This is a genomic window from Mesorhizobium sp. P3_A9 (assembly GCF_056402975.1).
Genome location: NZ_JBFUGJ010000016.1, coordinates 1 through 18,333, shown reverse-complemented (window position 1 = coordinate 18,333; position 18,333 = coordinate 1). Strand labels below are relative to the sequence as shown.

18 protein-coding genes are annotated in these 18,333 nt (G+C 63.1%); 8 read left to right on the top strand and 10 right to left on the bottom strand.

The window, feature by feature from the left end; all coding sequences use genetic code 11:
* Positions 1-77 precede the first annotated feature (77 nt).
* The 3 genes from AC1DX0_RS05035 to AC1DX0_RS05025 form a co-directional block, all read right to left on the bottom strand.
* Positions 78-839 carry an ABC transporter permease gene (locus AC1DX0_RS05035; RefSeq protein WP_477354461.1) on the bottom strand — a complete coding sequence of 254 codons (762 nt, stop codon included), beginning with the start codon at positions 837-839 and terminating at the stop codon, positions 78-80.
* Entirely contained in the window at positions 836-1,762 is a 927-nt protein-coding gene (locus tag AC1DX0_RS05030; protein WP_477354458.1) for an ABC transporter ATP-binding protein, read from the bottom strand. The genes AC1DX0_RS05035 and AC1DX0_RS05030 overlap by 4 nt, the downstream gene beginning before the upstream one ends.
* A 208-nt stretch (positions 1,763-1,970) precedes the next feature.
* Positions 1,971-2,927, bottom strand: a complete 957-nt coding sequence (locus AC1DX0_RS05025; RefSeq protein WP_477219066.1) for a quinone oxidoreductase family protein — start codon at positions 2,925-2,927, stop codon at positions 1,971-1,973.
* A 60-nt stretch (positions 2,928-2,987) separates the two neighbouring features.
* On the opposite strand from AC1DX0_RS05025, the gene AC1DX0_RS05020 reads away from it, so the two are divergent.
* The 3 genes from AC1DX0_RS05020 to AC1DX0_RS05010 all read left to right on the top strand — a co-directional run bounded on the left by AC1DX0_RS05020 (position 2,988) and on the right by AC1DX0_RS05010 (position 5,963).
* Entirely contained in the window at positions 2,988-3,476 is a 489-nt protein-coding gene (locus tag AC1DX0_RS05020) for a MarR family winged helix-turn-helix transcriptional regulator (RefSeq protein ID WP_477219067.1), read from the top strand.
* A 119-nt stretch (positions 3,477-3,595) separates the two neighbouring features.
* Entirely contained in the window at positions 3,596-4,957 is a 1,362-nt protein-coding gene (locus tag AC1DX0_RS05015; protein WP_477219068.1) for a cytochrome ubiquinol oxidase subunit I, read from the top strand.
* Between the two features lies 1 nt (position 4,958).
* Positions 4,959-5,963 carry a cytochrome d ubiquinol oxidase subunit II gene (locus tag AC1DX0_RS05010; RefSeq protein ID WP_477354455.1) on the top strand — a complete coding sequence of 335 codons (1,005 nt, stop codon included), beginning with the start codon at positions 4,959-4,961 and terminating at the stop codon, positions 5,961-5,963.
* Between the two features lie 12 nt (positions 5,964-5,975).
* On the opposite strand, the gene AC1DX0_RS05005 is transcribed toward AC1DX0_RS05010, so the two are convergent.
* Positions 5,976-8,564: an ATP-binding protein gene (locus tag AC1DX0_RS05005; RefSeq protein WP_477219118.1), complete on the bottom strand. Its 2,589-nt coding sequence runs from the start codon at positions 8,562-8,564 to the stop codon at positions 5,976-5,978.
* Positions 8,565-8,807: 243 nt separating this feature from the next.
* Here AC1DX0_RS05005 and AC1DX0_RS05000 point away from each other — a divergent pair, with 243 nt between their 5' ends.
* The 3 genes from AC1DX0_RS05000 to AC1DX0_RS04990 are packed head-to-tail and all read left to right on the top strand — an operon-like array spanning position 8,808 to position 9,911.
* Positions 8,808-9,080, top strand: coding sequence for a DUF4242 domain-containing protein (locus AC1DX0_RS05000; protein WP_095202994.1), 273 nt, complete (start codon positions 8,808-8,810; stop codon positions 9,078-9,080).
* Positions 9,058-9,345, top strand: coding sequence for a hypothetical protein (locus AC1DX0_RS04995; protein ID WP_477219070.1), 288 nt, complete (start codon positions 9,058-9,060; stop codon positions 9,343-9,345). Before AC1DX0_RS05000 ends, AC1DX0_RS04995 begins: the two co-directional genes overlap by 23 nt.
* A 59-nt stretch (positions 9,346-9,404) precedes the next feature.
* Complete coding sequence (locus AC1DX0_RS04990) at positions 9,405-9,911, top strand: hypothetical protein (protein ID WP_477219071.1); 507 nt, start codon at positions 9,405-9,407, stop codon at positions 9,909-9,911.
* A gap of 106 nt (positions 9,912-10,017) precedes the next feature.
* On the opposite strand, the gene msrA is transcribed toward AC1DX0_RS04990, so the two are convergent.
* The 6 genes from msrA to AC1DX0_RS04960 form a co-directional block, all read right to left on the bottom strand.
* Positions 10,018-10,743, bottom strand: coding sequence for a peptide-methionine (S)-S-oxide reductase MsrA (gene msrA, locus AC1DX0_RS04985; RefSeq protein ID WP_477219072.1), 726 nt, complete (start codon positions 10,741-10,743; stop codon positions 10,018-10,020).
* Between the two features lie 160 nt (positions 10,744-10,903).
* On the bottom strand, positions 10,904-11,227 hold the full coding sequence (locus tag AC1DX0_RS04980) for a hypothetical protein (RefSeq protein WP_477219073.1): 324 nt from the start codon (positions 11,225-11,227) through the stop codon (positions 10,904-10,906).
* Between the two features lie 105 nt (positions 11,228-11,332).
* The gene (locus AC1DX0_RS04975; RefSeq protein ID WP_477219074.1) at positions 11,333-12,037 is read right to left on the bottom strand and encodes a DUF1223 domain-containing protein; all 705 of its coding nucleotides are present in this window, start codon (positions 12,035-12,037) and stop codon (positions 11,333-11,335) included.
* A 102-nt stretch (positions 12,038-12,139) separates the two neighbouring features.
* A complete protein-coding gene (locus tag AC1DX0_RS04970; RefSeq protein ID WP_477219075.1) occupies positions 12,140-12,466 on the bottom strand; it encodes a hypothetical protein in 327 nt (108 codons plus the stop codon).
* A 164-nt stretch (positions 12,467-12,630) separates the two neighbouring features.
* Entirely contained in the window at positions 12,631-13,689 is a 1,059-nt protein-coding gene (locus AC1DX0_RS04965; RefSeq protein WP_477354452.1) for a TadE/TadG family type IV pilus assembly protein, read from the bottom strand.
* 230 nt (positions 13,690-13,919) lie between these two features.
* The gene (locus AC1DX0_RS04960; protein ID WP_477219077.1) at positions 13,920-14,999 is read right to left on the bottom strand and encodes a TadE/TadG family type IV pilus assembly protein; all 1,080 of its coding nucleotides are present in this window, start codon (positions 14,997-14,999) and stop codon (positions 13,920-13,922) included.
* 175 nt (positions 15,000-15,174) lie between these two features.
* Here AC1DX0_RS04960 and lepA point away from each other — a divergent pair, with 175 nt between their 5' ends.
* Both lepA and AC1DX0_RS04950 read left to right on the top strand, forming a co-directional pair.
* On the top strand, positions 15,175-16,980 hold the full coding sequence (lepA, locus tag AC1DX0_RS04955) for a translation elongation factor 4 (RefSeq protein WP_477219078.1): 1,806 nt from the start codon (positions 15,175-15,177) through the stop codon (positions 16,978-16,980).
* A 1,108-nt stretch (positions 16,981-18,088) separates the two neighbouring features.
* Positions 18,089-18,333: hypothetical protein (locus AC1DX0_RS04950; protein ID WP_477354449.1), on the top strand; the 245-nt coding region annotated here is incomplete at its 3' end.

Below are 18,333 nucleotides of genomic sequence, written 5' to 3'. Positions count from 1 at the left end.
CTGCCGATATTCAGGTGAGGCCGGCCTGACCTGAATCTCTACAGATCTCGGCGGCGTCTCAGGGCGCCTTTGCCGCGTCAGTTCCGCAGCCGGTAGCCGGTCTTGAAGATCCAGGCGACGATCGCGATGCAGACGGCCAGGAACACCAGCGTCATGCCGAGGCTGATGCCGACCGAGACGTCGGACTTGCCGTAAAAGCTCCAGCGGAAGCCGCTGATCAGGTACACTACCGGATTGAACAGCGTGATCGTCTTCCAGATGCCGGGCAGCATGTTGATCGAATAGAAGCTGCCGCCGAGGAARGTCAGCGGCGTGATGATCARCAGCGGCACCAGYTGCARCTGYTCGAARCTTTTCGCCCAGATGCCGATGATGAAGCCGAACARGCTGAAGGTCACCGCCGTCAGCACCAGGAAGGCGAGCATCCAGAACGGATGCAGGATGGYGAGCGGCACGAACAGCGAKGCGGTGGCGAGGATGATCAGGCCGAGGATGATCGATTTGGTGGCGGCGCCGCCGACATAGGCGATGACGATCTCCAGGTAGGACACCGGCGCCGACAGCAATTCGTAGATCGAGCCGACGAATTTCGGGAAGTAGATGGCGAAGGAGGCATTGGAGATCGACTGCGTCAACAGCGACAGCATGATCAGCCCCGGCACGATGAAGGCGCCGTAGCTGATGCCGTCGATCTCGGTGATGCGCGAGCCGATGGCCGAGCCGAAGACGACGAARTASAGCGATGTCGARATSACCGGCGAGACGATGCTCTGCAGCACGGTGCGGAAAGCACGTGCCATTTCCATCCGGTAGATGGCCCAGACCGCGCGCAGGTTCATGGCTCTCTCCTCACCAGATTGACGAAGATCTCCTCGAGCGAGCTGTTTTGCGTGTCGATGTCGCGGAACTGGATGCCGCCGGCCTCGAGGTCGCGGATCAGCGAGGCGACGCCCGGCCGCTCGGCCTGGTTGTCATAGGTGTAGATCAGTTGCCCGCCATCCGGCGACAGCTCCAGCGCATAGCGCGAAAAGGCCTCCGGAATGGCGGTCAGCGGGTTGCGCAGTTCCAGCACCAGCCGCTTGCGGCCGAGCTTGCGCATCAGTTCGGCCTTGTTCTCGACCAGGATGATCTCGCCGCGGTTGATGACGCCGACGCGGTCGGCCATCGCCTCGGCCTCCTCGATATAATGGGTGGTGAGGATGATAGTGACGCCATCCTCGCGCAGCCGGCGCACCATCTCCCACATGTCCTGGCGTAGCTCGACGTCGACGCCGGCGGTCGGCTCGTCGAGGAACAGGATGCGCGGCTCATGCGACAGCGCCTTGGCGATCATCAACCTGCGTTTCATACCGCCCGACAGCGTGATCGCCTTGGCGTCCTTCTTGTCCCATAGCGAGAGATCCCTCAGCACCTTCTCGACAAAGGCAGGGTTGGCCGGTTTGCCGAACAGGCCGCGGCTGTAGCTAACGGTTGCCCAGACGCTCTCGAAGGCGTCGATGGTCAGTTCCTGCGGCACCAGGCCGATCAGGCTGCGCGCGGCGCGGTAGTCCTTGTTGATGTCGTGGCCGTCGACGGTGAYGGTGCCGGTCGAGCGGTTGACGATGCCGCAGACGATCGAGATCAGCGTCGTCTTGCCGGCGCCATTGGGCCCAAGCAGCGCGAAAATCTCGCCGCGCTGGATGTCGAGACTGACTTCCTTGAGCGCGGTGAAACCAGTGGCGTAGGTCTTGGAGACCCCGGAAATGGACAGAATGGAGGGCATGGGCTGAAAACGGCTGCCTGAAAGAGGTCCCCTGATATAGGCCGAATGTCGGTGCGTGCAACCGCAAGTCGATGGTGCTGCTGACAGTTCTGGACAGCCAGTGCGGGACGATCATTGCAGTGCCATCACCAATGCCGCTGCAGCGAAGGCCGCGAGTTCTGAGGATCGGGCGTGCCGCGATGCAGTTTCGGACAGAGACCCGTTTGCTTCAGCCCAGCGTGAACACGGTGCGCCTTGTGCTGTCATCCTTGGCCCATGCCTGTCCGACATCGGCCAGCGGAACCGGCGTGGTGGCGATTTGAAGGCCGGCCGGCACCACGGCGCGTAGCAGATCGCCGGTGCAGGCGATGAAGCGGTCGAGCGGCACGCTGCCGATACCGCTGCCCATCAGGGCAATCGCGGATGAGCGCAGAACCGCGCTCGGCAAGGTGATGTCGGAGCCACTGACGGCGCTGATCTGGACGAAGCGGACCGGTACCGCATCAGGGCTGGCCTTGGCGGCGGCGACCAGCAGGCGTTCGGCGCTGTTGCCCCAGAGATAGTCGATGACGACATCCACGCCCTCCTTGAACTGCCGCTTGAAAATTTCCTCAAGAGCCGCCCCGTCCTCGACGAGCGGTATCGTCACATCCGCGCCGAGCGCCGCGACCGCATCGAGTGCGGCTGCGTTGCGGGCGGTGGCGATGATTTTCTTGGCGCCGAGATGCCTGGCGATCTGGACGGCGAGGCGACCTGCCGTGCCGGTGGCGCCGTTGACCAGCACGGTTTCTCCCGGCTTCAGCTTCGCCCGCTCGGTGAAGGCAGCCCATGACGACATGCCGGGATTGGCGATGGCGGCGGCGGTGATATCGTCCAGCCCGTCGGGCAGTGCCACGCAATGCGCCTCGGGCACGACGGTCCACTCCGCCATGCTGCCGTTGGGCGCCCTGGGCAGCGCGAAATAGACCTTGCTGCCGTCCTCGAGCCGGCCAACGCCATCGATGCCGACGACGAAGGGGAACCGGCCGGACGAGCTATAATGCGCGCCCGAGGCGCGGCTCTTGACGACATGGCTGATGGCGGCGGCGGTGACCGTGACGCGGCTTTCGCCCACCGCCGGCACCGATTCGGAGAAATCACCGTAGATGGGCGCCTGCCCGGCGCTCGAAACAATCGCGGCTTTCATGATGGTTTGCCTTTCTGGCTTCCAGATTATGTGTATAATGCACATATAAGGAGTTTCGGCATGCCGTCAACAAAAACCGTGCAAAATACACATATCTCCGATCAGCTGCGGCAGATACATGGGGCGGTGCTCGATATTGTCGGCGTGATGAACCGGCCGCAGCGCGACGAGCTGCTGATCAAGGCGGCCGGCATTCCGCTCGACCGGGCGCTGTTCCCGCTGCTTGTCGGCATCGAGCGTTTCGGGCCGATCGGCGTCGTCGAGATGGCCGACCGTGTCGGGCGTGACTACACGACCGTCAGCCGCCAGGTCGCCAAGCTGGAAAGCCTCGGCCTCGTGCAGCGCCAGGCCAGCGCCGCCGACCGGCGCGTGCGCGAGGCCGTGATCAGCCCGAAGGGCAAGGCGATGACCGACCTCGTCGACGCAGCGCGCGAAAAGATCGGCCGCGCCATTTTCGAAACCTGGGAGGCGCATGACATCGAAGAGCTGGTGCGCCTGATGCGCAAATTCGCGGATGCGCTTGGCGCTGTGCCGGAGACCAGTCCTTAAGCGCGGCATGGACCGGTAAAATTGTCCTGTGGCGTTCAGCCTCGCGGCAGGACGCCGCTTTGACCTGAACCGGCTTCGGGCCTATCGTTCCCGAGTACTTGCAGCAGCCGGAGCCCGCCATGGACCCGCTCATATTGTCGCGCATCCAGTTCGGCGCGAATATTTCGTTTCATATTCTGTTTCCGACGATCACCATTGCACTTGGCTGGGTGCTGCTGTTCTTCAAGCTGCGCTACAACGCGACCAATGATTCCGCCTGGATGCGCGCCTATTTCACCTGGGTGAAGGTGTTTGCGCTGTCCTTCGCCATGGGCGTGGTTTCCGGCGTCACCATGAGCTTCCAGTTCGGCACCAACTGGCCGGGCTATATGGAAAAGGTCGGCAACATCGCCGGGCCGCTGCTGGCCTACGAGATCCTCACCGCCTTCTTCCTCGAAGCGGCCTTCCTCGGCATCATGCTGTTCGGCTTCCGCCGCGTCTCCAACCGCGTGCACACGCTGGCGACGGTGCTGGTGGCCGGCGGCACCACGCTGTCCGCCTTCTGGATCATCGCGCTGAATTCCTGGATGCAGACACCGGCCGGCTTCGAGATGCGCGATGGCGTGGCGCATGCCGTCGACTGGTGGGCGATCGTTTTCAACCCGTCCATGCCCTACCGGCTGGTCCACATGCTGCTCGCCTCCGGGCTGACGGTATCGTTCCTCATATCAGGCCTGTCGGCGCTGCGTTATCTCAACGGCGACCGCTCGGAATCGATGTGGAAGGCGCTGCGCACCGGCGTCTTCGCCGCAGCGGTCCTTATTCCCATCCAGATCTTTGCCGGCGACCAGCACGGGCTGAACACGCTGGAGCACCAGCCGCAGAAGATCGCTGCCATGGAGGCCAACTGGAACACCGGCCCCAACGTGCCGCTGGTGCTGTTCGCGCTGCCCGACGAAGCCGCGAAGGAGAACAGGTTCGAGATCGCCATTCCCGACGGTGCCAGCCTGGTGCTGCGGCACTCGACCAGCGGTGTGGTGCCGGGGCTGAACGATTTTCCAGGCAACCATCCGCCGGTCTTCCCGCTGTTCTGGAGCTTCCGCATCATGGTCGGCACCGGGCTGCTGATGCTCGCCGTTTCGTGGTCGGCGGCCTTCTTCCTCAAGCGCCGGCATAGCCTGCCGAAGCCGCTCGCCATGCTGATGGTGCCGATGGCGCTGTCGGGCTGGCTGGCGACGTTGGCCGGCTGGTACACGACCGAGATCGGCCGCCAGCCCTGGCTGGTGACGGGCGTGCTGAAAACCGCCGACGCCGTCGGCCCGGTGGCGGGCAGCCATGTCGCGCTGACGCTCGCCATCTATCTCATTCTCTACGTGCTGTTGCTGATCGCCTATCTCGGCGTGCTGGTGCATCTGGCGCTGAAGGCGGCGAAAGATGGCGACACCTCACCGCTGCCGGGTGTGATGAAGACGGCCATGTCGCAACCGGCCGCAGGAGAGTGACATGACTTTCGACTGGCCAACCCTGCTCCCCCTGATCTTCGCCGGTCTGATGGGCCTTGCCATCCTGATCTATGTCATCCTCGACGGTTTCGATCTTGGCATCGGCATCCTGTTCGCCGCTGCAGAAGACGCCGAGCAGGACACGATGATCGCGGCGATCGGTCCGTTCTGGGATGCCAACGAGACTTGGCTGGTGCTGGCTGTCGGCCTGCTGCTGGTCGCTTTTCCCCTGGCGCATGGCGTCATCCTGACCGCGCTCTACATTCCCGTCTTCGTGCTGCTGGTCGGGCTGATCCTGCGTGGCGTCGCCTTCGATTTCCGCGCCAAGGTGCCGAGTGGCAAGAAGCATCGCTGGAACCGCATCTTCTTCATGGGTTCGGTCATCGCCTCGCTGGCGCAGGGCTATATGCTGGGCGTCTATGTGCTTGGCCTCGATGTCGGCTTTGGCGGCATGGCGTTCGGCGCGCTGGTGGCATTCTGCCTGGCCGCGGCCTACGCAGCGATGGGCGCCGCCTGGGTGATCTACAAGACCGAAGGTGAGTTGCAGAAGAAGGCCGTGCTCTGGCTGCGCACCGCACTGGTGCTGACCGCTTTCGGCATGGCGGCGGTGTCGCTGGCGACGCCCTTCGCCAGCCCRCGYATCTTCGMCAAATGGTTCGTCTGGCCGCAGATGCTCTATCTGTCGCCRCTGCCGATCCTSTCGGCGCTGCTGTTCCTGTGGCTGTGGCGGCAGACCTTCCATCTGCCGAAGCCCGACGACCGCCATGCGCTGACGCCGTTCCTGACGCTGGCCGCCATCTTCACGCTCGGCTTTGCCGGTCTCGCCTGGTCGTTCTACCCGTTCGTGGTGCCGGACAAATTGACCATCTGGCAGGCGGCGTCGGCGACCGAAAGCCTGGCCATCATCCTGGTCGGCACTGTCGTCGTGCTGCCGGTCATCATCTTCTACTCCTTCTATGCCTACCGGGTGTTTGGCGGGAAGGCGACGGACCTGACTTACGACTGATCCGCCGCGGTTTCAGATCAATCCGGAATCGCGCGCGGCGGCTGTGGCCTCTCCTCGCGAGACCGCATCCAGCTTGCCCAGGACCGCCGAGACATGGTGATCGACGGTCTTCGGCGAAATGGCGAGGTGGTCGGCGATACGCTTGTTGGACAGGCCGCGCTCGATCAGCTGCAGCACTTCCATCTGGCGCTGGGTCAGGCCGGCGCTGTTGGCGCGGGTGGTGCGGCGCGGGCCCCTGGCAATGCGAATGACGCCGTTCTGCCGCATGAGCTCACGCACATGGTTTGCGACCGGACGGGCGCCGAGCGCCTCGAGAATCTCCAGCGCCTCCCGCTGCGCGGCCTCGTCGCCCTGGGCGAGCGCCAGCGCGCGTTCGTAAGGGGCGTCGAGTTCCGCCCAGACCATGGCAGCGCCCCGCCAGTCTCCGGCCATCAGCATCCGGTAGGGCGCGGCCATGCCTGTGGTGTCGCCCGGATCGGCATCGGGTGCCAGCAGCAGCAGCCAGCAGGCCAGCTCGGCGAAGACCGCGCGCGTCGGCGACAGGCTCTCGGCAAGGCCGATCAGCCGCAGCGCCTCGTCCCTGTCCGCCTCGCCGAGCCAGGCCTGTTCGGCAATCACCGCCGCATAGGGCGACAGGCGCTGCAGCTCGGCTCCCTTTTCCAGAAATTGCTTCATCTCGGCCAGAAGCGGCTCTGCCGATGGGTCGCCGCGACGGACCCTTAGCCTCGACAGTGCCACCAGAGAGGGATAGCGCACCAGGGCGGTCGCCCGGTCGTTGGCAATCACATCCAGTGCCTCGGCAGCCGCCTCATCCCAGCATCCCTGACGCAGCAGCAACTGTGCCCGTACACCACGCATGTAATCGCGCCAGGTCGCCAGATCGTTCTCGACGCAATAGTCGATGCCGCGATCGAGGAAGGATTGGGCCTGGCTGTAGCCCAGCTGGTTCATTTCGCCACAAGCGCAATTGGTGAACGCGCGGGCCGCATGTTCCTGGAAATTCTCTTGCAGCGCGATTTCGAGGCTGCGGGCAAGATGCAGACGGCTCGAGTCCAGGTCGAGCCACTGCTCGGCGGCGCCGACATTGTTGAGCGCATGGCAAACGACTTCCGGCCTGTTCAACCGTTCGGCGAGCTCGATGGCCCTGGCGCCCAGCGACAAGGTCTCGTCCAGCCTTTCGGCCAGCATCGCCAGTTGCGAAAGGTTCGAATAGGCCATGGCAAGCTCGGCACTGACCGGCACGGTCTCCAGCAACGCGACCGCCTGGGCGCCGAACATGTCGGCCGCCTCTCGGTCGCCTAAGAGATAGGCGAAGCGTGACAGCCATCTGAGGCTGTCGCCTTCCTTCAGCGTGTTGCCAAGCGCCTGTCGCAAGACACGCGCCTGTTCCTGTGCCTTGATGGCCTCGTCGATGCGCGCAATCAAATGGCACTCGAAGGCATAGTGCTCGTAAAGCTCGGCGCGCTCTTCCTCAGGCAAGGTATCGGCCTGGCGCAAGGCCACCTCATAGTAGCCGGCGGCGTCGCGATGGGCGCCGACACGCGAGGCCTCCCGCGCCGCGATCGGCGCGAATTCACGCACCGCCTGCAGATTGTTTGCCTCCACGGCGTGGTGGACCAGGCGCGCCGTCGCAACGGACCCGTTCTCGAGCAGCGCGGAAAGGGCGCGCTGGTTGAACTCGCGCCGCTGGCTCGTCGTCAGCATCGTCTCGATGGCGCGGCGGGCTATTTCGTGGCGGAAGGCGTAGCCGTCGCCGAGATCGTCGAGCAGGCCATTCGAGACACATTCGGCGAGCTGGCCGGCGGCGGCCACGCCGCACAGGCCCTGCAAGGCCCAGGCGTCGGCGCGCCTTGGAAACACCGACACTGCGTCAAGCATCGAACGGGCGCCCTCAGACAGGCGTTCGGCGCGCGCCAAAACGGCGTCGCGCACGCTGGCTGGCAGTGCCGTTTCATTCTCGGCGCTCAGCAATTCGGTGACGAAGAAGGCGTTGCCGGCGGTCGCCCGGTAGATGGCATCGCCGTCACGGCCGGCGCCGGCGGCGAGCGACAGCACCGCTGCTTCGCTGAGCAGCGGCACGTCGATGCGGGCGATGCTGCCGGCCGGGATTTCGCCCAGCGCCCGGCGCATGCGCATCTGGCTCTCGCTGCGGTCGGTGCGCGCCGTCACAAGCAGCAGGATGTGGGTGCTGGCAATGCGGCGGCCGAGAAAGCGGACGAAATCGAGCGTCGCGTCATCGGCCCAGTGCAGGTCCTCGATCACCAGCAGCGTTGCGCCGGTCCTCGCCTCGAACACATCGAGCGCGTCCGAAAACAACGGCAACCGCCGACCTTGCCGGGCGTCGACCGCCTGCGGCATCGCCCATTGCGCCTCGCGCGCCAGATCGTAGAGAGGCCCGAGCGGGTCGGGTATCGACAGGTCCTCGCAAGCGCTGCGGAAGATGCGCGCATCTGGCCCGGCGCGGCTGGTAAAGGCTTCGACCAGCGCCGACTTGCCGGCCCCGGCCTCGCCCGATAACGCCGCAACGCGTCCGCGTCCGCGTCCGGCTTCAGCCAAAAGTTCGTCCAGTTGCGCCAGCTGCGCCTGCCGTTCCAGAAGCATCGTCATCGCTCAAATGGGGTCGGTTTCACCGCTGCGCCGGACATCCGCCACGACTGTCCAAGGCGCTTGCCCGGAAATGTGACCCTCCACACATTCCGGTGCCATTCTCCACATAACGACCCCAATATAGGGAATCTTCCCACAAAATATAGGGAAAGGTTCCGATGCGCGCCCTTTGCGAGCGTGATCAATGTCCCGTCGCGCTCAAATCGAGCGTGAATCACCACAAAAGGGAAACCTGATATGCCTCGCTATGTCGTTGAACGCACATTTCCAAATGGCCTCAGCGTGCCGATGAACGATGCCGGCGCCGATGCGCTGGGCGGCGTCATCATGCGCAACGCCGAAAAAGGCGTGACCTGGGTGCAGTCCTTCGTCTCGCCCGACAAGAAGCAGAGCTTCTGCATCTATGACGCGCCGTCGCCCGAGGCGATCCGCAGCACCGCCCAGAAGAACGCGCTGCCGGTCGACAAGATCACGGAGGTGCGGGTCCTTGACCCTTACTTTTACCGTTGATCCCGACAATGACCATGCAACTGCCCTTCGCAGCGGTGGCGGCTTGCCTGACAACGCGTCCAGCGCGGTGTTGGCGGGTTCGAGACCAGTCGGACGAGGCCCGCTACTGGGCCGGATTCTCCGGCGGCTTGCCTCGCTGCTGTTCGCACCATTGCGCAAGAGCCGGCGCCGGCTGCCTCCGCAGGACGACTATCTGAGACGCGACATCGGCCTGCCGGATCTCGAGGAGCTGCCGCAGTACTGGGACTTCACCCGGTTCGACTGACAGCCATCGACTTCGCAGCGGGAGCGGCTGCTTCCGCGCATCAACAACGAGGAGAGAAAATGAACATCCATCTGTGGACCAGACATCTCATCAATCTGTCGATCCTGTCGATCGCGGCCACGGCGGCGAATGCCCATGATACCGGCACGCTGGATGAGAAAGTGCGGGCGGCCAACAGCCGTTTCGAGAATGTGGCGATGGCCACCGCGGAAGGCTATGCGCCGATCCCTTGCGCCAGCGGCATCACCGGCGGCGCCATGGGCATCCACTATGTCAATGCGGCCTATCTGAAAGACGATGCAGTCGATCTGGCGAAGCCGGAAGCGGTGATGTACGAGCCGATGGCGGACGGCACGCAGAAGCTGGTGGCGGTGGAGTACATCACCTCGAAAGGCCCGGCCTCGCTCGAGGGGCAGCTGTTCAACTTCAACAGCGCGCCCAACCGATATGGCCTGGGCGCCTTCTATGAGCTGCATGTCTGGGCCTGGAAGAAGAACCCGACCGGCACGTTCGCCGACATGAATCCCGATGTGTCGTGCGATGCGATGAAGGCCGGCGGCATGTAGCCGGCCTTCGCCCCGGGACTGGCCGGCATCCATAGCCCATCCCAGGCGGGGGCGGGCGGATACGGCAAGTCCCGGGGGTCACTCACCCCCCAGCGAGCGGCAAAGATCAGTTGCTGGCCGAAAGCACCAGCACCGGCTTGTCGCTGTACAACGCCGGGAACAGCTGCTTCAGGTTCGCCACCTTGGGCAGGTCGTTGTAGACGATGTAGGGATAGGTCGGGTTCAGCGTCAAAAAGTCCTGGTGGTAGTTCTCGGCCGGGTAGAAAGTTTTTCCGGTTTCGATTGTGGTGACGATCGGCGCGCCAAACAGCTTGGCCTTGTCGAGCTGGCCGATATAGCTCTGCGCGATCTTCTTCTGCGCGTCGTTCTCGGCGAAGATCGTCGAACGGTACTGGGTGCCCGAATCCGGACCCTGGTAGTTGAGCTGCGTCGGATTGTGGGCGACCGAGAAATAGACCTGCAGCAACTGGCCATAGGTGACCTTCGAGGGATCATAGGTGACCTCGACGGATTCGGCATGGCCGGTGCGGCCGGTGCCGACGGTCTCGTAGACGGCGTCATCCTTGGCACCGCCGGTGTAGCCGGAAACGGCCTGGCTGACACCCTTGACGTGCTGGAACACGCCCTGGACGCCCCAGAAGCAGCCGCCGGCGAAGATCGCCGTCTCGCTGCCCGAGGCTGCCTTTTCGTCGAGCGCCGGCGGCGGGATGACCACGGCGTCTTCCGCCGAGACGGCCGGCGTCAGCCAGAAGGCGGCGCCCGCGGCGGCAAGGGCCATCGCCGCCAGCGCGCCCCTGACAAAGCCGGTCGAACGGTTCTTGGTATTGGTCATGGTTGCACTCCTCATGGCTTCCATTTGGGATCAGTCTAGTGGATCAGCTACGATGGCGCGATGCGCGAGTTGCGGCGCAGCCTCACATTCGTGCGATGCTGCATCAACTGTCCCCGGCTGGACAGGGAGCCCGCCAGGGACAGAAGGCCACGCGCCAATCTCAATTGGCCGGTGCAGTGGCATCCGTTGCCGGCTTCATCGCATCGGTCGCCGGTTTCATGGCGTCCGCAGCAGGCTTCATGGCATCCGCAGCTGGCTTCATGGCATCGGCGGCGGGCTTCATCGAATTGGTGGCCATCGGGTCCGCCGGCTTCATCGCATCGCTTGCCGGTTTCATGGCGTCGGCCGCCGGCTTCATGGCGTTGGCGGCGGGCTTCATGGCATTGGTGGCGTCGTCGGCGCGGGCGATGCCGCCGGCCAGCAGCGCCGTCGAGCACAAAGCAAGCGCGAGTGCGGGCAGCGTCAGGCGGGAAAGAATGGTCATGGTGGTCTCCTTGGGTTGTCGATTGGGGTGGCGGGTTTCTTGGCCGCCGGTATTTTGCGACGCAGCCCATGCGGCGTTGCGCAATCTCTTGCAGAAGCGTGATTTCTAGTTGGTGGCGGCGGCCAGGATCGGCCCGCCGCCCGGTGATTGCACCAGCACGGCGGTGCTCAAGCCCCCGGACGCGGCTGGCAGCGCATAGGCGGTCGCGTCGCCGGTCCAGCTGCCGAGTTTTGTCAGCGCATGCACGACATTGGCGTGCGGCAACGTGCGGCCGGTGTTTTCGCCGCGCGCCACCGGCACCTGGACGACGCCCTTGGTGTAGCGCACCAGCCAGACATCGGCCTTGCCGCCCGGCACAGCACCGGCGCCGATCGCGACCTTGCCACCCTGGAGCGACAGCGAGGGGCCGCCGGTCCTGGCCGTCGCCGCGATCAGATGCTGGATTTCGCCGGGCGCGGCGCCGACGACATCGGCATGGCCGTTGACCACGACTTGCGGCGTGAACGGCCCGTCATGGCCGAGCGGCGGCTCGTAGGAAACCTGGCGCTGGGTGAATTCCTGTTTGCCRAAYGTGTCCTTCCAGCCGAGATAATCCCAGTAGGTGACGTTGAAGGACAGCGCCAGAACGCCGGGCTGGTCCTTGACCTTGATCAGGTTGGCGTTGGCCGGCGGGCAAGACGAGCAGCCCTGGCTGGTGAACAGCTCGACGACGCTGAGCGGCTGCGCGACAGCGGCACCGAGCGAGGCGGCGAGCGCCAGCGCACCCAGGCTGGACAATGCGACGAATTTTCTGGAAGGCGATCTCGGCATCGGCTGGCTCCGTGTGGGACGGCGCTCAGATGCGCCGGTCATTCCCCCACTTCGCTGCCACTCGCCGCTTCGTTACAGCGCTCACCGGTTCGTGATCGTGGCCTACGCGAGTTGTCCGAAACGCCACAGCGAGGTGTAGTGCATGATCGGCCGCTCAAACCTTGCGCCTTCGGCGACAAATCGCTTTCCCGCATCCAGCATGGGCTGGAAGGTATCGAGCTGCCTGGCATGCTCCAGCGTGTCCCAGACACTGGTGTTGATCAGCGACAGTGTCGCCTCGTCGGCGCCGGCGTCGAAGACGAGCAGCCCTGGCATGGCCTCGATGCCAGGCCGAAGCGCTGCCTCGGCCTCCAGCATCATCTCTCGCAACAGCGCAAACTTCGTGGCATCGCAGCGCAAGATGGACACACGCAGCACGGGGTCTGACATCGCGTTCTTCTCCAGGAGCTGACGCACCGCACGCTAAGCCATGCCGATACGGGCCGCCAATACGCTGCCTCATCAAGATTGAGTGCGCATCTTTGCTACGGAGATAGGCGAAGGCCGTGCCGACGGCCATCTCCCCCACGAGGGGGGAGATCGGCTGCATCACCCTACTGCGTCAGCGCGGTCAGCGAGGGGCGCTGGTCGAAGTCGCATTTGCCGGTAACGTTGTAGAAGAAGTCGGCATTGGAGGACGGCGCCGGCACCGTGGTTCCGCCGTCTTCCCATGCCTGATAGCTCGTCTGGCCGCATGGCACGATGGTGAAGATGTCGACGATCTGCCCGGTGGGGGTCTCGACCAGGCTGTTGGCGGCTGTTCCGCTGTAGAGCCGGTTGGAGGTGGCCGCGTCGTTCGAATAGAGGTTTTGCGGGTTGCCCGACGGCACGTTCATTTGCAGATACAGACCGCCCATCTGGCTGACATCGATCGCCGCGCCGGCGCTGTTGGCCGGATACATCGTGTCGACACAGTAATATCTCGTGCCATACGCATCCTGCTGAAGCGACACCCCGTTGGGAGGGTTGTTGCCGACGGTGCAGACCTGTTTCTGGACCATGGTGGTGACGGTCTGGCTGCCCGAACCGGTAATGGTGCTGACGATGGTGGTGCCGTAGCCCTTGGGATCCTTGGTGTTGCCATAGGTATAGGCGATCGTCATCAGCGGCTTGGCCGCCGTGGCACCGAATTGCGTCCCGTAGAGCGTCATCGTCTTGCTCCACCAGCCCGACACCCCGGTGACCTTGAACGTCGCCTGCACCAGGCCCGGCGCCTTGTTGACGCCAGACGTGACGGCGACCGGCACGGTGTTGATCCGGGCAATGGTCATGAAATCGGTCGGCATGGCAAAGCTGRCCGAGGTGGTGGCGGTGACGGTGCCGTCGGGGGCGACGTTGAAGCTCGCCAGCGTCGCGGTGCCCTGGCCGTTGTTGGCGACAAAATTTGTTTGCAGCGCTACCTGGCGGTCGCTCAGCGCCGTGGTCGTCGGCAGCGTGGTGATGGCCAGCGTCGCGGCATCCAGCGCTTCCTGCATGTCGGAGCGGGTCTGGACGGCATCGGTGTAGTCGACGGAGAAGCCGACAGCGGTGATCAGCGGCACCAGGCTCAGGAAAAACAGCGGCAGCATCGAGCCGCTGCGCGAACGGACGAACCGGCCTGCAACCTTCAACATTTTCTACCCCCAGGAGACATTAGTCACCGCGCAGGTACCACCCAGCCGGCAAATCAAGGTCTAATGGGATCGATCAAAGTTTAAGCATCTTCGGCCGCCAGGCTGGTGTTCACCGCTTTGTGATCGCCGGGGCAGCCCCCGCAAGCGCTGCCCGGGCCGCGCGACCGCGCGACGCAAAATCGCCATAGGCGATTGCCCTGCGACGAGGGGGGCGATCGGCAGTTCCGGCCTTACTGCGTCAGCGCCGTGTCCGAGGGCCGCTTGTTGAAGTCGCACTTGCCGGTGACGTTGTAGAAAAAGTCGGCATTTGCAGACGGAGTCGGCACCGTTGTGCCACCGTCCTCCCAGGCCTGGTAGCTGGTGACGCCACAAGGCACGATGGAGAAGATGTCGACCTTCGTCCCGGTCGTGGTCTCGATCAGGGAGTTCGCGTCCACCCCGCTATAGAGTCGGTTGGAGGTGCTCGCATCGTCCGATTTGAGGTATTGCGGGTTGCCCGATGGCACGTACATCTGCAGAGAGAGGCCACCCATCTGGCTGACATCGATCGACGCGCCGGCGCCGTTGGCCGGATACATGGTGTCGACGCAGGTTGTCGAATATTTCTTGTTGCCGCTGGTCTGGAGGATCGCATTGGCGGGCAGGCCGGTGAAAGTGGTCACGATGGCGGTGGTGCAAACTTGCGACTGGACGAGCGTCTTGATGTCCGCGCCACCATTGTTGGTGATCGTATACACGTTCGTGGTGCCGTAGCCCTTCGGATCCCCGAAACCGTTATAGCTGTACTCGATGGACATCAGCGACTTGGCCGTCGTCGCTGTAAATTGGGTGCCGTAGAGCGTCATCGTCTTGTTCCACCAGCCCGACACCTTGGAGATCTTGAAGGTCGCATTGACCAGCGCCGGCGGCTTGCTGACCGCCGCCGCGACGGCAATCGGCACGGAGTCGATTCTGGCGATCTTCATGAAAATGGTCGGCATGGGGAAATTTGCCGAGGCCTGGCCGGTGGCGGCGGCCGTGGTGGTACCAGCCACAAAACTGTTCAGCGTCGCAGTGCCCAGGCCACCATTGGCGACGAAGGAATCCTGCAGCGCCGTCTGGCGCTGCGCCAGCGTCGAGGTGGTGTCCATGCTGGTTATCGACAGCAGCGCGGCATCCAGCGCCTGCTGCTGGTTGGACCGGGTTTGGATGGCGCTGGTATAGTCGACCGAGAAGCCGACCGCGGATATAATCGGCACCAGCATGAGAAAGAACAATGGCACTATCGAGCCGCTGCGCGACTCCACGAACCTGACTGCAATCCCCCGCATTTTCAGCCCTTTCAACGCAATATCTTGCAGAGCTAACATACAGGTCTGAAATTATGCTCTAATGCATTTGGTTAAATTTTATCGATATTCCCGCAATTCGGCAGAAATGGTCGGCCGAAATGGTCGGCAGAGGCCGCCGCTTGCCGCAGCTTTCCGCCCCTGCTAAAGCGCGCGGATGAGCACGCCCCTCGACCACATCCGCAATTTCTCCATTGTCGCCCATATCGACCATGGCAAATCCACGCTCGCCGACCGGCTGATCCAGTCCACCGGGGGGCTGGAGCTGCGCGACATGAAGGAGCAGGTGCTGGACTCGATGGATATCGAGCGCGAGCGCGGCATCACCATCAAGGCGCAGACGGTGCGGCTGAAATACCGCGCCAACAATGGCGAGGACTATATCCTCAACCTSATCGACACGCCCGGMCATGTCGACTTCGCCTATGAAGTGTCGCGYTCGCTCGCCGCCTGCGAGGGCTCGCTGCTGGTGGTCGACGCCTCGCAGGGCGTCGAGGCGCAGACGCTGGCCAATGTCTACCAGGCGATCGACAACAACCACGAGATCGTCGTGGTGCTGAACAAGGTCGACCTGCCGGCCGCCGAGCCCGAGCGCATCCGCGAGCAGGTCGAGGAGGTGATCGGCATCGACGCGTCCAACGCCGTGCTGATCTCGGCCAAGACCGGGCTTGGCATTCCGGATGTCCTGGAGGCCATCGTCCACCAATTGCCGCCGCCGCGCGAAGGCGATGCGACCGCACCCTTGAAGGCGATGCTGGTCGATAGCTGGTACGACGCCTATCTCGGCGTCATCGTGCTGGTGCGCGTCATCGACGGCGTTTTGAAGAAGGGCCAGACCATCCGCATGATGGGCACCGGCGCAAAACATTTGGTCGAGCGCACCGGCGTGTTCACGCCCGCCCGCATCAATGTCGACGAGCTCGGCCCCGGCGAGTTCGGCTTCTTCACCGGCTCGATCAAGGAAGTGGCCGACACACGCGTCGGCGACACCATCACCGAAGACAGGCGCCAGACGGCAAAGGCCTTGCCCGGCTTCAAGCCGGCGCAGCCGGTGGTGTTCTGCGGCCTGTTCCCGGTCGACGCCGCCGATTTCGAGGATCTGCGCGCCGCCGTCGGCAAATTGCGCCTCAACGACGCTTCTTTCTCATACGAAATGGAAACCAGTGCCGCGCTCGGCTTCGGCTATCGCTGCGGCTTCCTCGGCTTGCTTCATCTGGAAATCATCCAGGAGCGGCTGGAGCGCGAGTTCAACCTCGACCTGATCGCCACCGCACCCTCCGTCGTCTACCGGCTGCAGCTCAATGACGGCACGGAGAAGGAGCTGCATAACCCGGCCGACATGCCCGACGTGGTGAAGATCGCGTCGATCGAGGAGCCGTGGATCCGCGCCACCATCCTGACCCCCGACGACTATCTCGGCGGCATCCTGAAGCTCTGCCAGGACCGGCGCGGCATCCAGGCCGACCTGTCCTATGTCGGCAAGCGCGCCATGCTGACCTACGATTTGCCGCTCAACGAAGTGGTCTTCGATTTCTATGACCGGCTGAAGTCGATCTCCAAGGGCTACGCCTCGTTCGACTATCACCTGACCGACTACAAGGAGGGTGACCTCGTCAAGATGTCGATCCTGGTCAATGAGGAGCCGGTCGACGCGCTGTCCATGCTGGTGCACCGCACGGCGGCGGAAAAGCGTGGCCGGCAGATGGTCGAGAAGCTGAAGGAGCTGATCCCCAACCATCTGTTCAAGATCCCGGTCCAGGCCGCGATCGGCGGCAAGGTCATCGCCCGCGAAACCATCTCGGCGCTGCGCAAGGACGTGACCGCCAAATGCTACGGCGGCGACGTCTCACGCAAACGCAAGCTGCTCGACAAGCAGAAAGAAGGCAAGAAGCGGATGCGGCAGTTCGGCAAGGTGGATATCCCGCAGGAGGCGTTTATCCAGGCGTTGAAGATGGGGGATTGAGAAGCCGGTTGGCGCGCGCAGAGCGCGCCAAATCGTCGATCCGGTGGATCGATGGCAGGCTTCGAAAGCGGGGGAGCTGCCGGAGGCAGCGGGCCACACCCCGGGGTTTCGGTAGTGCGATGACCTTGCCGCCGCTCGCACTCTGTACGCCAGTGGCTGCTACCGACCGCTGTCCGTTTTATGCGGAGGGTTCATGAGTAGATCCAATGGCCCCAACGTATCGTCTCTCATCCAGATATTGATTGGCTCTAGGCTATCCATTGGGAAGTGACTGACTTTTGCCCAGCCCGAGTCGTCTCGACGGACATACACAGGCCTATTTGTATCAAGGTCTAGGATTTCCATTGTTCCGAGGTGAAGCGCGGTAGGTGTGTCCCACATCACACCATGCAAAATAGAGCCGCCGTTGATCCTCTCGACTCTTCTCACGATTAGCGGAAGGAAACCGTTCTCCTCTAGTACGGTTTTGAGCACCCTTAACTTTGGCCGGCCAGTACGGCCGAAAGGCGAATATACGAGCCTTTTGTTGGTGCAAGGGTGTAAAGTCCATGGTGGACCAAGGCAGTCAAAAAAGGCACCCCCGCCCCGCGGTCCAGAAATGTAATAGACGCCAATTTGACACTCGGGGCATTTGGACCACGGTCCGTTGCTGTAACTACGGATAGAGGCGCGCTTCCATCCTTTCCATCGGAATGTGTGTGATCGCGAATGTCGCCCACCGCTAAAGCCGCATGTGCAACTAGGTTGATGGTTCCGACCGTTACAGGGCATGCTTGCCTCCGATACACCTCACCATACGCGAGTCGCACACCACAGCGAAGTGCTCCACAATATGCCCGAATCCAGTGGCTCGTTGCTTTGGATTAAGTGAAATCGTTGGCGCAGAGCCGCAGCTAGCTCGAGTCTCCTGTCGCCATCCTCACTACGCCCACCTGCTGCAAAAATTGCCCTGCAGAAGCTAATCGGCGGCCAAAATTATAGATTGATGATTGACGGACACCCGCCCGCTAAAATGGTGAATGAAGATGGTTAAGATTCGGCTGATTCCATGGATTCGAATCATTATATATGGATTCGAGGCTGGATTCGAACGAGATATAGAGACGGAATGCGGACGCGCGAAATCGACTTAGTAATACCTGCCCTTAAAATACTCGCGGATTCCGAGAATCCGGAGGTGGGGATTCCGACTGTCGAACTGGCCAAAAAACTACGTCTAGGGACGGAGCCGACGGAAGAGGATTTAGAGATTCTTCAGGGCCGAAACGACGATCGCCTCAGCCAAGTTATTCGAAATTTGGTGAGCCACCGCACGTTGGAGCGCCGTGGCTTAGCTACTTACTACATAAATCC